This window comes from Streptomyces spinosus (assembly GCF_020400655.1).
GTDB lineage: Bacteria > Actinomycetota > Actinomycetes > Streptomycetales > Streptomycetaceae > Streptomyces > Streptomyces argyrophylli.
Genome location: NZ_JAINRC010000008.1, coordinates 22,092 through 38,340 on the forward strand (window position 1 = coordinate 22,092; position 16,249 = coordinate 38,340).

9 protein-coding genes are annotated in these 16,249 nt (G+C 72.0%); 3 read left to right on the forward strand and 6 right to left on the reverse strand.

What is annotated here, in order from left to right; all coding sequences use genetic code 11:
• Positions 1 to 73: 73 nt before the first annotated feature.
• On the reverse strand, positions 74 to 640 hold the full coding sequence (locus LG395_RS16365; RefSeq protein ID WP_171155722.1) for a DJ-1/PfpI family protein: 567 nt from the start codon (positions 638 to 640) through the stop codon (positions 74 to 76).
• A gap of 599 nt (positions 641 to 1,239) precedes the next feature.
• Here LG395_RS16365 and LG395_RS16370 point away from each other — a divergent pair.
• Positions 1,240 to 6,186, forward strand: a complete 4,947-nt coding sequence (locus LG395_RS16370) for an NAD-glutamate dehydrogenase (RefSeq protein ID WP_171155723.1) — start codon at positions 1,240 to 1,242, stop codon at positions 6,184 to 6,186.
• A 247-nt stretch (positions 6,187 to 6,433) separates the two neighbouring features.
• Positions 6,434 to 7,828: a hypothetical protein gene (locus tag LG395_RS16375; protein ID WP_225810427.1), complete on the forward strand. Its 1,395-nt coding sequence runs from the start codon at positions 6,434 to 6,436 to the stop codon at positions 7,826 to 7,828.
• Positions 7,829 to 7,854: 26 nt separating this feature from the next.
• Here LG395_RS16375 and LG395_RS16380 read toward each other — a convergent pair whose 3' ends face one another.
• The 4 genes from LG395_RS16380 to LG395_RS16395 all read right to left on the reverse strand — a co-directional run bounded on the left by LG395_RS16380 (position 7,855) and on the right by LG395_RS16395 (position 13,635).
• Positions 7,855 to 9,519 (reverse strand): glycosyltransferase family 2 protein, encoded by a 1,665-nt coding sequence (locus LG395_RS16380; RefSeq protein WP_225810254.1) that lies wholly within the window; start codon positions 9,517 to 9,519, stop codon positions 7,855 to 7,857.
• Entirely contained in the window at positions 9,516 to 11,726 is a 2,211-nt protein-coding gene (locus LG395_RS16385; RefSeq protein ID WP_171155725.1) for a CDP-glycerol glycerophosphotransferase family protein, read from the reverse strand. The genes LG395_RS16380 and LG395_RS16385 overlap by 4 nt, the downstream gene beginning before the upstream one ends.
• 102 nt (positions 11,727 to 11,828) lie before the next feature.
• Positions 11,829 to 12,728, reverse strand: a complete 900-nt coding sequence (locus tag LG395_RS16390) for an ABC transporter ATP-binding protein (RefSeq protein ID WP_225810255.1) — start codon at positions 12,726 to 12,728, stop codon at positions 11,829 to 11,831.
• Positions 12,721 to 13,635, reverse strand: coding sequence for an ABC transporter permease (locus tag LG395_RS16395; RefSeq protein WP_171155727.1), 915 nt, complete (start codon positions 13,633 to 13,635; stop codon positions 12,721 to 12,723). Before LG395_RS16395 ends, LG395_RS16390 begins: the two co-directional genes overlap by 8 nt.
• Positions 13,636 to 13,837: 202 nt before the next feature.
• On the opposite strand from LG395_RS16395, the gene LG395_RS16400 reads away from it, so the two are divergent.
• Positions 13,838 to 14,476 carry a TetR/AcrR family transcriptional regulator gene (locus tag LG395_RS16400; RefSeq protein WP_171155728.1) on the forward strand — a complete coding sequence of 213 codons (639 nt, stop codon included), beginning with the start codon at positions 13,838 to 13,840 and terminating at the stop codon, positions 14,474 to 14,476.
• A 135-nt stretch (positions 14,477 to 14,611) separates the two neighbouring features.
• Here the strand turns inward: LG395_RS16400 and LG395_RS16405 are convergent, their stop codons facing one another.
• Positions 14,612 to 16,234 carry a glycosyltransferase family 2 protein gene (locus tag LG395_RS16405; RefSeq protein ID WP_225810256.1) on the reverse strand — a complete coding sequence of 541 codons (1,623 nt, stop codon included), beginning with the start codon at positions 16,232 to 16,234 and terminating at the stop codon, positions 14,612 to 14,614.
• Positions 16,235 to 16,249 lie beyond the last annotated feature (15 nt).

Here is a 16,249-nt window from a genome sequence, read left to right on the forward strand (position 1 = left end):
CCCGTTGGCGTACCGCGTGCGGACCCCGGCGCCGCCGGCGTACCGCGTGCCGGAGGCGCCGCCCGGACGGTGCTCAGCTCACCGGCGCCTTGGAGCGCAGGACCGTGAGGAACTCCCGCATCCACGCCGGGTGGTCGGGCCAGGCGCGGGAGGAGACCAGGGTGCCGTCGACGACCGCCTCGCTGTCCTGGAAGCCCGCGCCGGCCGCCTGCATGTCCGGTTCCAGCGCCGGGTAGGCCGTGACCCGGCGGCCCCGCAGGGAGTCGATCGCGGCGGTGAGCAGCGGGCCGTGGCAGATCTGGGCGACCGGCTTGTCGGCGTCGAAGAAGGCCTTGAGGATCTTGCGCAGTTCGGGGTCGTTGCGCAGGTACTCGGGGGCCCGGCCGCCGGGGATGACGAGGGCCGCGTAGTCGCCCGGGTCGACCTCGGAGAAGGCCAGGTCGGCGGGCCAGGTGTAGCCGGGCTTCTCGGTGTAGGTGTCGAAACCGGGTTCGAAGTCGTGCACGACGAACCGGAGGGTCTTGCGGGTGGGGGCGGCGATGTGGACCTCGTAGCCTTCTTCGCGCAGCCGCTGGTAGGGGTAGAGCACCTCCAGTGACTCCGCCGCGTCGCCGGTGACGATGAGGATCTTGGTGGGCATGTCGGCTCCTCCGGGGAGACTCCGCACAGTGTCCTGGGCACCGTGCCTCCGCCGGGCGCCCCTTGCCAAGAGGGCCCGGCGTTTTTCAGGGTGCGACCACGGACCCGGGGGCGCGAGCCGGTGCCCCGGACGCGGACCAGCCGTCGGATACGCCACCCCCACCCGCCCCGCCGCTGTGCAGAACGTCAAACTTCGCCCCTCGGTTTTGTACACATACGGCTCATGACGGGCCCGGGGTAAGTGGCGATAGCCTTGTGGCGTGATCAGCGCGATATCTCGCGGGGGCGATCCTGCTCCTGCCCTGCGCCCGGGTTGCACGGAACACCTCCGTGACCGGGCCGCGGTCGCTGGTCTTCGCGGGCGGGGCGGGGGCGCGGACGCCTCCAGGACGCCGAGGACGGCCCGGGACGCGACGGTGCCGAGAGCAGCGTCACACCCCACGGACGTGCCGAGAATGGCCGAATTCCCCCCGCTCATCTCACCTCGCGGCATAGCGTCGGACCGGACCGGACACCCCGGGCCGTGGCGTCGAGCCGGAGGGAAAGAGACCGTACTTCCTTCTACGTCACGCAACGGCGCGCGACAGGAGCCAGAGGACAATGCAGACCAAGCTGGACGAAGCCAAGGCCGAGCTGCTCGAACGGGCCGCCCGGGTAGCTGAGAACAGCCCGGTCGGGGGCCACCTACCGACCGGGACGACGAGCGAGGGCACCCCCGGCACCCCGGACAGCGAATCCGTGCTCGCGTTCCTCCAGCGCTACTACCTGCACACCGCCCCGGAAGACCTCGCCGACCGCGACCCGGTCGACGTCTTCGGCGCAGCGGTCTCGCACTACCGTCTCGCCGAGACCCGCCCCCAGGGCACCGCGAACGTCCGGGTGCACACCCCGACGGTGGAGGAGAACGGGTGGACCTGCAGCCACACCGTCGTGGAGGTCGTCACCGACGACATGCCCTTCCTCGTGGACTCGGTCACCAATGAGCTGACCCGGCAGGGGCGCGGCATCCACGTCGTGATCCACCCGCAGTTCGTCGTGCGCCGGGACCTGACCGGCAAGCTGATCGAGGTGCTGCCGGACCGGTCCGCCGGGTTCACCGGCGAGCTCCCGCACGACACGCACGTCGAGTCCTGGATCCACGTTGAGATCGACCGCGAGACCGACCGCGCGGACCTCAAGCAGATCACCGCCGATCTGCTGCGTGTGCTGTCCGACGTCCGCGAGGCCGTCGAGGACTGGGAGAAGATGCGGGACGCGGCGGTCCGGATCGCCGACGGCCTGGAGGGCGAGCCCGTCCCCGGCGACCTGCCCGGACCGGAGGTCGAGGAGGCCCGCGAGCTGCTGCACTGGCTGGCCGACGACCACTTCACCTTCCTCGGCTACCGCGAGTACCAACTGCGCGAGGACGACACGCTCGCCGCGGTGCCCGGCACCGGTCTCGGCATACTGCGTTCGGACCCGCACCACGCCGAGGAGGACCAGCACCCGGTCAGCCCCTCCTTCGAGCGTCTCCCGGCCGACGCCCGGGCCAAGGCACGCGAGCACAAGCTGCTCGTGCTGACCAAGGCCAACAGCCGGGCCACCGTGCACCGGCCGTCGTACCTGGACTACATCGGCGTCAAGAAGTTCGACGCGGACGGCAACGTCGTCGGCGAGCGGCGCTTCCTCGGTCTGTTCTCCTCCGCCGCGTACACCGAGTCCGTGCGCCGCGTCCCGGTCATCCGCCGCAAGGTGGACGAGGTGCTGGAGCGCGCCGGGTTCTCGCCCCACAGCCATGACGGCCGCGACCTGCTCCAGATCCTGGAGACCTACCCGCGCGACGAGCTGTTCCAGACGCCCGCCGCGGAACTGCAGGCCATCGCCACGAGCGTGCTCTACCTCCAGGAGCGCCGCCGGCTGCGGCTGTACCTGCGCCAGGACGAGTACGGCCGCTACTACTCGGCCCTCGTCTACCTCCCGCGGGACCGCTACACCACCGGTGTGCGCCTGCGGATCATCGACATCCTGAAGGAGGAGCTGGGCGGCGTCAGCGTCGACTTCACCGCCTGGAACACCGAGTCGATCCTGTCCCGGCTGCACTTCGTCGTCCGGGTGCCGCCGGGCACCGAGCTGCCCGAGCTGTCGGACGCAGACAAGGAGCGCATCGAGGCCCGCCTGGTCGAGGCGGCCCGCTCCTGGGCCGACGCGTTCGCCGAGGCGCTGACCGCCGAGTGCGGCGAGGAGCGCGCGGCCGAGGTGCTGCGCCGCTACAGCAACGCCTTCCCCGAGGGCTACAAGGCCGACCACAGCCCGCGTGCGGCGGTCGCCGACCTGGTCCACCTGGAGCAGCTCGGCGAGGACAAGACCTTCTCGCTGAGCCTGTACGAGCCGGTGGGCGCCGCGCCCGGGGAGCGCCGCTTCAAGATCTACCAGAAGGGCGGCTCGGTCTCCCTCTCCAAGGTGCTGCCGGTGCTGAGCCGGCTCGGTGTCGAGGTCACCGACGAGCGGCCCTACGAGCTGCGCTGCGCGGACCGCATCACCGCCTGGATCTACGACTTCGGTCTGCGCATGCCGAAGGCGGCGGGCGGCGGTGAGTACCTGGGCGACGACGCCCGCGAGCGTTTCCAGGAGGCCTTCGCCGCCACCTGGACCGGTCAGGCCGAGAACGACGGCTTCAACGCGCTCGTGCTGAGCGCCGGGCTGACCTGGCGGCAGGCGATGGTGCTGCGCGCCTACGCCAAGTACCTGCGGCAGGCCGGCTCGACCTTCTCCCAGGACTACATGGAGGACACCCTCCGCAACAACGTCCACACCACCCGGCTCCTCGTCTCCCTGTTCGAGGCGCGGATGTCCCCGGAGCGGCAGCAGGCCGGTGTGGAGATCACCGACGCGCTGCTGGAGGAGCTGGACGCGGCCCTGGAGCAGGTGGCCAGCCTGGACGAGGACCGCATCCTTCGGTCCTTCCTGACCGTCATCAAGGCGACCCTGCGCACGAACTTCTTCCAGGACGCGTCCGGCGGCCGGCCGCACGACTACGTCTCCATGAAGTTCGACCCGCAGGCCATCCCGGACCTGCCCGCCCCGCGCCCGGCGTACGAGATCTGGGTGTACTCGCCGCGCGTGGAGGGCGTGCACCTGCGCTTCGGCAAGGTCGCCCGAGGAGGCCTGCGCTGGTCCGACCGGCGCGAGGACTTCCGTACGGAGATCCTCGGCCTGGTCAAGGCGCAGATGGTGAAGAACACCGTCATCGTGCCGGTGGGCGCCAAGGGCGGCTTCGTCGCCAAGCAGCTGCCCGACCCGAGCGTGGACCGCGACGCCTGGCTCGCCGAGGGCATCGCCAGCTACAAGACGTTCATCTCGGCGCTGCTCGACATCACCGACAACATGGTGGCGGGCGAGGTCGTGCCGCCGCGGGACGTGGTGCGGCACGACGGCGACGACACCTACCTGGTGGTCGCCGCGGACAAGGGCACCGCGACCTTCTCGGACATCGCCAACGACGTCGCGAACACCTACAACTTCTGGCTCGGCGACGCCTTCGCCTCCGGCGGTTCCGCCGGTTACGACCACAAGGGCATGGGCATCACGGCCCGCGGCGCCTGGGAGTCCGTGAAGCGGCACTTCCGCGAGCTGGGCGTGGACACGCAGAGCGAGGACTTCACGGTCGTCGGCATCGGTGACATGTCCGGTGACGTGTTCGGCAACGGCATGCTGCTGTCCGAGCACATCCGCCTGGTCGCCGCCTTCGACCACCGGCACATCTTCATCGACCCCAGCCCGGACGCGGCCGTCTCCTACGCCGAGCGCCGCCGCCTGTTCGAGCTGCCCCGCTCCAGCTGGGCCGACTACAACACCGAGCTGCTGTCGGCGGGCGGCGGGATCTTCCCGCGCACGGCCAAGTCGATCCCGCTCAACAGCCACATCCGCGAGGCGCTGGGCATCGAGGGCAAGGTCACCAAGATGACCCCGGCCGACCTGATGAAGACGATCCTCACGGCCCCGGTGGACCTGCTGTGGAACGGCGGCATCGGCACGTACGTGAAGGCGTCGACGGAGTCGAACGCGGACGTCGGCGACAAGGCCAACGACGCCATCCGCGTCGACGGCCAGGACCTGCGGGTCAGGGTCGTCGGCGAGGGCGGCAACCTGGGCCTGACCCAGCTCGGCCGGATCGAGTTCGCGCTGCACGGCGGAAAGATCAACACCGACGCGATCGACAACAGCGCCGGTGTGGACACCTCCGACCACGAGGTGAACATCAAGATCCTGCTGAACGGCCTGGTCGCGGACGGCGACATGACCGTCAAGCAGCGCAACAAGCTGCTCGCCGAGATGACCGACGAGGTCGGCGCGCTGGTCCTGCGCAACAACTACGCGCAGAACACCGCCCTGGCCAACGCCCTGTTCCAGGCGAAGGACATGCTCCACGCCCAGCAGCGGTTCATCCGCCACCTGGTGCGCGAGGGCCACCTGGACCGGGCGCTGGAGTTCCTGCCCACCGACCGGCAGATCCGTGAGCGCCTCGCCCAGGGCCAGGGCCTGACCAGCCCGGAGACCGCCGTCGTGCTCGCGTACACGAAGATCACGGTCGCCGAGGAGCTGCTGCGGACCTCGCTGCCGGACGACCCGTACCTGCGCGGGCTGCTGCACGCGTACTTCCCGACGGCCCTGCGCGAGCGGTTCGCCGAGGCGATCGACAACCACCCGCTGCGCCGCGAGATCACCACGACCGTGCTGGTCAACGACACGGTCAACACGGGCGGTACGACGTATCTGCACCGGCTGCGCGAGGAGACCGGCGCCTCCCTGGAGGAGATCGTCCGCGCCCAGACCGCGGCCCGCGCGATCTTCTGCTCCGCGCCCGTGTGGGACGCCGTCGAGGCCCTGGACAACCAGGTCGACGCGGGCGTCCAGACCCGCATCCGCCTGCACTCGCGCCGGCTGGTCGAGCGCGGCACCCGCTGGCTGCTCAACAACCGGCCGCAGCCGCTCCAGCTCGCCGAGACGGTGGAGTTCTTCGCCGAGCGGGTCGAGCGGGTCTGGCAGGAGCTGCCGAAGCTGCTGCGCGGCGCGGACGCGGAGTGGTACCAGCACGTGTACGACGAGCTGTCCGCGGCCGGTGTCCCGGACGAAGTCGCCACCCGCGTGGCCGGCTTCTCCTCCGCCTTCCCGACGCTCGACATCGTGTCGGTGGCCGACCGCATGGGCAAGGAGCCGCTGGACGTCGCCGAGGTCTACTACGACCTGGCCGACCGGCTGAACATCACCCAGCTCATGGACCGCATCATCGAGCTGCCGCGTGCCGACCGCTGGCAGTCCATGGCCCGCGCCTCCATCCGTGAGGACCTGTACGCGGCGCACGCGGCCCTCACCGCGGACGTCCTCGCGGTGGGCAACGGCACCTCCACGCCGGAGCAGCGGTTCGAGGCGTGGGAGCAGAAGAACAGCGCGCTGCTGGGCCGGGCCCGCACCACGCTGGACGAGATCCGCAGCTCGGACTCGTTCGACCTCGCCAACCTGTCGGTGGCGATGCGCACGATGCGGACGCTGCTGCGGACGCACTCGTAGCCGTACGGCGGGAAGGGCGCCCCGGGGACCGACTCCCCGGGGCGCCCTTCTTCTTGCCCGCTTCTCGTGCGAAACGTGCGGAGAACTTACCTTTTCCTGCTCTTCGCGGTGGGTCGGATAGGGTCGGCGTGTGCACACCGCGCCGTCTGACACCGAACAGGTGGGCCGTACGGCACCACCGGGCGGCTCCGCGTCGCGCGTGGGCCGTGAGCTGCCGCAGGTCGCCGCCGCGCTCGTCGTGGTGCTGATGTTCTGGGTCGTCGTCCGTCTGCCGTGGGCGGGCGACCTCGGCATGCACGCGGCCACGGTCCAGCGCTTCCGGCACAGCCTGCTGCACCCCGGCAACCCGCTGGTCGACGCCGACACGCCGAGCCCGTACCACTCGCCCTGGATGCTGCTGCTCGGCACCGTCGCCAGGCTGACGGGCCTGTCGGTCTTCGTGGTCCTGCGCCTGGCCGCGCTCACCGGACTGGGTCTGCTGGTGACGGGCGTCCGTCGCTACGTCCGTACGCTGAGCGGGCACCGTGCCGCTCCCGCGCTGGCCTTCCTGAGCCTGGTCTTCCTCTGGGGGCCGCTGCTGTTCGACTGGAGCGGCTTCGTCGGGCTGAACTCCCTCGCGCTGACGGTCTCTTACCCCAGCGTGTTCGCGCTCGGGCTCGCCTTCCACTTCTGGGCCCGGCTGACGCGGGTGGTGCGCGGGGAGGTGACCTGGGGGGCGTGCCTGGGGCTGGGCGCCCTGTGGGCGGTGATCCTGCTGTGCCACCAGTTCACGGGCGTGGTGGCCTCGTTGGGCGGGCTGGCGACGGTGCTCGCGGCGCGGCCGGCGCGCGGGGCGCTGCTCCGGCTGGGCGCCGGGCTGCTGTTGGGCCTGCTGGTGCTGTGGCTCTGGCCGTACTACGACTTCTTCGCGCTGTTCTCCGCCGGCGCGGACCTGGAAGCCGTCCACCGGCCGCTGTACCAGCACCTGGCCGGGCGGTTCGGGCTGGTGCTGCTCGGGGTGGTGACACTGGGTCTCCGCCTGCGCAGGGATCACCGCGACCCCCTGGCCCTCTTCTTCCTGTTCGGCGCGCTGGTGTTCGCGGCGGGGGGTCTGACCGGCCACTACTCCTGGGGCCGCGCCCTGCCCGCCGCGCTGATCCCGGCGCAGCTCGCGGCGGCGCTGGAGGCGGTGTCGGCGGGGCGGGCCGCGGTGCGGCGGGGCTGGGCGTGCGTGCTGCTCGCCGCGCTGGCGGTGGGGGCGTGGACGCAGGCCGGGACGCTCGGGTACGTGGTGCCGCGGGACGCGCTGCCTGGGGTGGTCGCGGCGAAGTACCACACGCCGTGGGCGGGTTACCAGTGGATCGTGCGGGCGGGGGTGCGGTACGGGGACGTGGTGATGGCGCGCAAGTTCCCGGCTCGGCAGATCCCCGCGTACGGCCCGTACACCGTGGCCCCCGGGTACCCGGACTTCTTCCTCCCGGACGCCGGGCGCAGGCAGGCGGCGGTGGACCGGTACTTCTCGCCGGCGACCAGTGCGGGTGAACGACGGGCGATCCTGCGGGAGTACGGGGTGAAGTGGGTCGTGGGGGGCGGCGAGGCACCGTGGCTCCGCAGGACGGCCGTGGGCCCGGGCGGGCAGGTCCTGTACCGAGTGGTGCCCTGAGCGGACGGCACGGCGGCGCCCTGCGGTTACTTCAGCGCACTCGCCACCAGCCGCGCGGCGTTGCGCACCCGGGGCCGGGCCAGGCGGCGGACGGCGGGCCGGGTGATCCGGGCCGTCACCCCGACCGGGCGCCAGCGGAACTGCAGCCGGCCCGGGTTGCGGCCCTCCGGTTCGACGGTCAGCTCGTGGGGGGCCGCACCGGAGTGGTAGTCGATGCGGGCGGTACGTGCGGGGAAGTCCAACGGTGCGAGGAGCAGACCGGAGTTGGACAGGCCCTGCTGCTCCAGCCGGACCAAGGGGTGCCGTACGCCCTCGAAGCCGTGGAGCGGGACCGGCGCGGACGTGAGGTCGAGGCGGACCGTGCCCTCGAAGACGCCGGGGCGGACCGGGTCCAGGCGGAAGGGGGTCGTCATGCGGCGTCGGCCGGGGGTCAGGAGCAGAAACGCGCGCTGGGGCCCCACGGGCAGGCGCAGACCGGGGTCGTAGGTGCGGATCGCCAGGGTCAGGGTCGCCCCCGCGCCGGGCGTCAGCCCCGTGATCTCGTGCCGGAACAGGGCGGTCGGGAACGGCCGGGTGTCCAGCTCCAGCTCGGACACGTCCAGTTCGCGGCGGGCGCGGTCCGTCGCGGGCACGGTGTCACCCCAGTACGGGACCCCGGTACCGTCGGACGTCACCCGCCGCGGTGCCACCGCGTGCCCCAGTCCGCGCGCCGCCAGCCGGGCCTCGTCCGTGCGGCCGTCGCGCAGCAGTTCCAGCACCACCCGCTCGGCGCGCGGCAGCCGGCCGTACGCCTCGGGGGAGAGCGTGTCGAGGTAGGGGTTCATGATGTCCGCGAAGGACGTCAGCCACTCCTCGTCCCGGTAGGGCAGGTCACCGGCGTACATCCGGAAGTCGTGCTTGAGGAACTTGTAATCCTTGTCCTCCCGCAGCCCCGCGTGCCCGCTGCTCACCAGGAACTCGTCGATCAGCCGCTGGACGTGCACCCGGTCGCCCACGTTGGAGATCTTGTGCCGCTGGTTGGAGATGGAGGCGGAGGAGGCGTCCGCGAACGGCTCGATGTACCAGACGTACACCGGGTCCGGGATGATCGTGAACGCCCGCGCCAGGCAGTACGCCTGCGCCGAGAACAGCTGGTCCTCGTAGTGGATGCCCTCGGGGAAGCGGAGCCGGTGGCGGTCGAGGAAGGCGCGCGCGTACATCTTGCTCGTCGACAGGTGCTCGAAGAGGAGACGGGGGTCCGCCTCGATGCCCTCCAGGGTGCGGCGCTCGGCGACCAGGTGCGGCATCCAGGTCGAGCGGCGGCCGTTGTCCACCCGGACCCGGCGGACCGCGCCCATGGTGAAGTCGACGTCGCGCTCGCGGTGCGCGGCGAGCAGCGACTCGACGGCGCGCGGCGGGAGTTCGTCGTCGCTGTCCAGGAACATCAGGTACGGCGCCCGGGCGATCTCGATGGCCCGGTTGCGCGGTGCGCTGCACCCGCCGCTGTTCTCCGGCAGCCGGAGGTAGCGGATGCGGTGGTCCTGGGCCGCCAGCTTCCGGGCCACCGCGGGAGTTTCGTCCGTGGAGTGGTCGTCGCTGATGACGATCTCGATGTTCGCGTGGGTCTGCGCGCGCAGCGAGGCCACCGCGCGGGGCAGACGGGCCGCGTCGTTGTAGACGATGACCGTGACCGTGACGTCGGGGCGGGTCATGCCGTGGCCTCCTCGGGCGTGGGGGCGGGGGTGCGGTCCTCGATGGGGAGCACCGGCGGCAGCGCGTCCTCCGGTTCGTCCAGGAACACCCGGCGCACGACCCGTTCGGCGGCGCGCCCGTCGTCGTACTCGCAGAACCGCCGCCGGAACGTGGCCCGCGCCTTGCCCGCGCTCTCGTCGCGCCAGGCGCCGGAGAGGAAGATCTCGGCCAGCTCCTCCTGGGTGCGGGCGACCTGGCCGGGGTGCTCGGCCATCAGGTCGAAGTAGACGCCGCGGGTGGTCCGGTACGTCTCCCAGTCGTCGGCGTAGATCACGATCGGGCGGTTCAGGTTGGCGTAGTCGAACATGATCGACGAGTAGTCGGTGACCAGGGCGTCGGCGGCCAGGCACAGCTCCTCGACGGGGTCGTAGGAGGAGACGTCGATGATCCGGCCGGAGCGGCGCAGGCCGGTCAGCGGGGAGGCGGCGCCGCCGTAGAAGTAGTGGGCGCGGACGAGCAGGACGGTGTCGTCGCCGAGGCGGTCGGCGAGGGCGGCGAGGTCGAGGCGGGGGGTGTAGCCGGCCTCGTAGTCGCGGTGGGTGGGGGCGTAGAGGACGGCGGTCCTGCCCGGGGCGATGCCGAGGCGGTCACGGGCCGCGCGGACGTCGGCCGCGGTGGCCGTGTAGAAGACGTCGTTGCGCGGATAGCCGTAGTCGAGGGACGTGTAGCGGGACGGGTAGGCGCGCTGCCACATGCGGGTGGAGTGGCTGTTGGCGCTGACGCTGTAGTCCCACTTGTCGACCCGGGTCAGCAGGGCGGCGAAGTCCAGGCCCTTGGCGGCGGCCGGATGGTCCATCTGGTCCAGGCCCATGCGCTTGAGCGGGGTGCCGTGGTGGGTCTGGAGGTGGACCGCGTCCGGGCGTTTGACCACGGCGTTCGGGAAGTTGACGTTGTTCGTCAGGTACTTGGCGGTGGCGAGGGTCTCCCAGTAGCGGCGGGTGCCGGGGACGACGTGGTCGGTGCCGGGCGGCAGCAGGGCCTCGTTCTGCTTGTTCACCACCCACACCGGGCGGATGTGCGGGGCGAGTTCGGCGAGCTTGGCGGCGATGGCGGCCGGGTTGCAGGCCACTCCGCGCTCCCAGTAGGCCGCGAACACGGCGAGGTGCGGGTCCACCGGGCGGCTCAGGGCGCGCTGGTACTGGTGGTCGCGGATCCGGGTGCTCAGCTGTTTCCTGCGGGTGCGCACGGCCTTGCGGGCGGCCCGGCGGGTGCGGTTGGCGGCCTGGAACGCGCGGTACTTGGTGTAGGCACCCTCCTCCAGCAGCGTGTGCCGCACGCCTTCCAGGCCCGCCGGGCGCCGGTGGTCCTCGGGGCGCCAGCGGACCGCGGCCACGGAGGCGCGGCGGAAGAACTCGCGGGCCACCGGGTCGGGCAGCTCCTCGCGGGCGAAGGTGCGGATGAGGTCGCGCACCATCAGGTCGTACAGCACCGTGCGGGGGGCGCGGCGATCCCTGGCGAGCGCGAGCAGGGACTCGTAGCGGTCGATGAGTGCGAGCCGGTCCTCGGGGGCGCGCGGGGGCAGGCTCTCGGGGCGCAGCACGCGGTGCTCGTACGCCGTCTGGTTGAGGCAGGCGATCCGGCCGGCGTACAGCAGGGCCGTCTGGGCGGCGCGTTGCTCGTCGTCGGTGTTCAGCCGCTCCTCGTGGGCCCGCCAGAACGCGGTACGCAGGGCGCGGTTGCCGAGCAGCGGGGTGAGCCGCAGCAGGTCGGCGGTCTCGTCCAGGGACCGGCCCGCCCGGCCGACGGCGGCGAGGTGGCGGCCGTCGCGGGAGGGCTTGGCGGCGGTCTGCCAGGTGGTGGTGACGTGGTCGAACAGCAGGACGTCGACGGGGTCGCCGGAGGCGGTGGCGTCCAGCTCGGCGGTCCGCTCGGCGATCAGGCGGGGGGCGCCGGCCGGCAGGCCGTCCTTGGCGTGGACGAAGTGCAGCCAGCGGCCGGACGCGCGGGCGGCGCCGGCCGCCCGGGCCTCCGGGTCACCGGTGCCGTCGGGCAGCGGGACGACGATCGTCTCGGGCGCGTGGTGCTCGGCCGTCTCCAGGGCCCAGTCGCCGACGGCGGCGACGATCACCTCACAGCCGGTGAGGGGGTGGGCGTCCAAGGAGTCCAGCAGATCGGTCAGATGCCCCTGTGCGTTCGGCCCGTGGACGATCACGCTCAACTGGGGCATCGCGATGGACTCCTTCGGCTCGTCGTCTCCCGCCGCACCCTTCATAACATACTGTCATTAAACGGATGAAAGGGATAACTACGGTTGGCGTAAGAGCTGCGCTCAGGAAGGAAGACCGGCTTTCACGGCGTCCGGTTGCGTTGTGCCCGTTTTTGTGGCGTCCGGCTTCGCTTTTGTGGCATCCGCCTTCGGTGCTGGCTTCTTGGCGGCCGGTTTCTTGTCACCGGTGAACGCCTCGTACTCCTTCATGACGTCCTCGGTCGGCCCGTCCATGCGCAGCTCGCCGCGTTCCAGCCACAGGACCCGCTCGCAGGTGTCACGGATCGACTTGTTGTTGTGGCTGACCAGGAAGACCGTGCCCGCGTGCTGCCGCAGCTCGCGGATCCGCGCCTCCGAACGCTTCTGGAAGGAGCGGTCGCCGGTGGCCAGTGCCTCGTCGATCAGCAGGACGTCGTGGTCCTTGGCGGCGGCGATGGAGAAGCGCAGGCGGGCCGCCATGCCGGAGGAGTACGTGCGCATCGGCAGGGTGATGAAGTCGCCCTTCTCGTTGATGCCCGAGAAGTCGACGATGTCCTGGTAGCGCTCCTTGATCTGCTCCCGGGACATGCCCATGGCGAGCCCGCCGAGGAAGACGTTCCGCTCGCCCGTGAGGTCGTTCATCAGGGCCGCGTTGACGCCCAGCAGGGAGGGCTGGCCATCGGTGTAGATGCGCCCGTTCTCCACCGGGAGCAGGCCCGCGACCGCCTTCAGCAGGGTGGACTTCCCGGAGCCGTTGGTCCCGATGAGTCCGATCGCCTCACCCTTGTGGGCGACGAAGGACACCTTCTTGACCGCGTGCACCTTGCGCACGCCGGCCGCCTTCTCGGCCTGCTTGCGGCGCAGGATGCGGTTGAGGGCGGCGGTGGCGGAGCCCCGGCCGGCGCCGGTGCCGTTCACCCGGTAGACGATGTCGACGCGGTCGGCGACGACGGTGGGGACCTTCTCTTCGCTGCGCTCAGCCACGGCCGTACGTCTCCTCAGCCTTCCAGAAGTAGATGAAGCCGCCGATGCCCGCGGCCAGGGCCCACCCGATCGCCGCCGCCCACACGTGCGGGGGCAGCTGGCTCGCGTGGAAGCTGTCGATCAGCGCGAACCGCATCAGGTCGATGTAGACGGCGGCCGGGTTGATCTCCAGCAGGACGGTGACGACGTGCGGCAGGTCGTCCTTGTCGGCCAGCTTGTCGATGCTCCACATCACGCCGGACACGTACATCCAGGTGCGCAGCACGAACGGCATCAGCTGGGCGATGTCCGGGGTCTTCGCGCCCATCCGCGCCATGACCATGGACACGCCGGCGTTGAACGTGAACTGGAGCACCAGGGCCGGCACGGCCAGCACCCAGGAGACGGAGACCGGCACGCCGAAGCAGAGCAGGATGACGACCAGCGCGGCCATCGAGAACAGCAGCTGCTGGAGCTGCTGGAGCGCGAAGGAGATCGGCAGGGCGGCGCGCGGGAAGTGCAGGGCGCGGACCAGGCCGAGGTTGCCGGAGATGGCCCGGGTGCCCGCCATGATCGAACTCTGCGTGAAGGTCCAGATGAACACGCCCGTGACCAGGAAGGGCACGTAGTCGGGCACGTTGTGCTTGGTGCCGAGCAGCACGCCGAAGATGAAGTAGTAGACCGCCGCGTTCAGCAGCGGGGTCATGACCTGCCAGACCTGGCCGAGCTTCGCCTGGCTGTACTGCGCGGTGAGCTTGGCGGTGGCGAAGGCGCCGATGAAGTGGCGGCGGGCCCACAGCTGGCGGACGTACTCCGGCAGGGTGGGGCGGGCGCCGCTGACCGACAGGCCGTGCCGGGCGGCCAGCGCCGCGAGATCGTCGTCTGCCGGGGCCCGGGTGGGGGGCGGTGTGTGGAGGACCTGGCTCACATCCGCTGCTTTCGCTCGGGGGGAGGGGGTGCTGCGCCCGGCTTTCGCCGGGGCGCCGCGTCCGGGCCCGTCGTCCGGCGTTCGCTTACGCTTCTCTTCACGTTCTCTTACGTCGGGACGGGACCGTATCGTCGCAACGCGAGCGTAAGACCAACAGACGTCGGGACGCAACCGTTTCGTCGTAACGCCCTATGCTGTGGGTATGACGACGAACGCCGCCGAGTCAGCCGACGAGCCGCCGGCGCGTCCGCGCCGCCGGGCACCCGCCGGGGCGGCCGTGCTCCGCGAGGACGTGACCGAGGCGATCCGCGCGGCCGTCTTCGAGGAACTGGCGGCCGTCGGGTACGCGCGCATGTCCATCGAGGGGATCGCCCGGCGGGCCGGGGTCGGCAAGACGGCGGTGTACCGGCGGTGGCGTTCGAAGCTCCACCTGGTGCTGGACGTCGTCTCGGCGATGGCGGTGACCGGGTTCCCGGTGCCCGACACCGGCTCCCTGGAAGGTGACCTGCGGCTCCTGTACGAGGTCACGTCCCGCGCCCTGCGCCACCCGGTCGCGTCCCAGATCATCCCCGACCTCCAGGCCGAGGCGGCCCGCAACCCCGAGATCGCGGACGCCTTCCAGAAGGCGCTGCGGGACGGGCAGCAAGGGGTGGCCAGCGGGATCATGGCCGCGGCCGAGGGGCGGGGCGAGGTCCGCGCGGGCGTCGATCCCGACCTGGCCCTGGACCTGATCTCCGGGCCGCTGTACTGGCGCTCGGTGGTCATCCGCTCCCCGAAGCTGCCGAAGGGGTACCTGGAGAGACTGGCGCGGGCGACGGCGGGTGCGCTGAAGGCGCTCTGAGGCGCCCGGCGGGGGCGCGGCGAACCACGCGATCAGCCACGGCGGGCCCGCGGCCGGCGTACGGCCCGGGTCCGGCGGGTCTGCCGCGACCGCGCCGCCTTCGGACGCCGCCGCACCCGTCGCACCCGCCGTGTCTCAGCGGAGCAGTCGGCGGAGCCGGCCGCGTGCCACCGCCAGCACGCCCCGGAGACCGGTGGCCACCCGCACGGCCAGTGCGCCGGAGTGCGTGGCGTACGGCTGTGCCAGGAGCACGCCGTGCAGGGCGCTCGGCACGGCGTGCCGGCGCAGCCGGCCCGCGCCCGCGAGGGCGTGCGCCGTGGTCTCGCGCCGGGTGCCGTCCGGGAAACGGAGGGTCAGACGCAGGTCCCAGGTGCCCGGACCGAGCCGTGCCAGGTCGACGGGCACCTCGGCGGACCAGCCCTGCGGGACGGACGGGGTGAGCGCCACCGTGGTGTGCCCGCGCCCGCGGTCGTCCTCCCGCGCGCGCCACTCCACGTCCACCTCGGGCGGTCCCGCCTCGGCCACCTTCCCGTACAGCTCGTGCAGCCGCAGGCGCAGCAGTGAGGTCCGCGCGCGGGGGCGCAGTTCCGCGTCGACCGCGAGCGGGAGCGCGGCGACGGGCCCGGCCAGCAGGGGGGCCAGGGAGACCTCGGGGAGGTCGGCGGACCAGACCGGGCCGTCCTCGGGGGTGCGGGCGTACGGCGGGAGCAGCCGGGCCGGGCGGGCGGCGAGTTCGCGCAGGCGGGGAAGGTCGCGCGGCTCGGGGGAGGCCAGGACGACCCGCGCCAGCAGGCCCCCGGGGGTGGCGGGGTCCGGCTCCCGGCCGGCCGCGTCGTAGCGCGCGAGGTACGCGCGGGTGTGCGCCCACCAGGCACGCCGGTACCGCGCGTCGCGCAACCCCAGCTCGCGCGCGTACATGCGCAGGTCGTGGTCGAGGAACTTGACGCGTGCCGCCCGCGCCAGTTCCCTCTGCCCGGCGTCCAGCAGGATGTCGTACGCCAGCGCGCACGCCTCGAGACGCGCCGTCCAGTTCCCGATGCCGCCCCGGTCCAGCGAGAGCGACAGCCGCCCGGCCGACCGGCGTACCTGCCAGACGTAGACCCGGTCCGGGACCAGCGCGACGCGCGGGGACGCGGCCAGCACGCGCGCGGTGAAGACGAAGTCCTCGTAGAGGAAGCGGCCCTCGGGGAAGCGGATGCCGTGGTCGCGCAGGAAGTCGGTGCGGTACAGCTTGTTGACGCACAGCGTGTCCTGGACGAGCCCGGGGTGCCGCGAGGGGCGCGCGAGGACGGTGTGGGCCGTGTAGAGGGGCGCCTGCCAGGGCTGTTCACGCCCCGAGGGAAGCTCCCGGCGCACACACAGACCGCTGGCGACCTGGGCGCTCGCCTGCGTGACCGCCGTCAGCAGCGCGTCCACCGCGCCGGGCGGCAGCACGTCGTCGCTGTCCAGGAACATCACGTACGGCGCGGTCGCCGCGTCGATCCCGGTGTTGCGCGGACTGCCGCAGCCGCCGCTGTTCACGCTCCGGCGCACCACCCGCAGCCGCGGCTCACCGGCGGCCAGCCCGGCGAGCAGGGCGTCGCTGCCGTCCGTGGAGCAGTCGTCCACGGCGATCACCTCGGCCACCGCCGGCCCCTGCGCCAGCGCCGAGCGCACGGCCTCGCCCACATGGACGCGGTCGTTGTGGCCGATGACGACCACGGCGACCTGAGCGGCCGGGGCCGGGGCCGGGTGCGTCGTACGCGGTGCTGGATGCATGGGGTCCACGGGCCG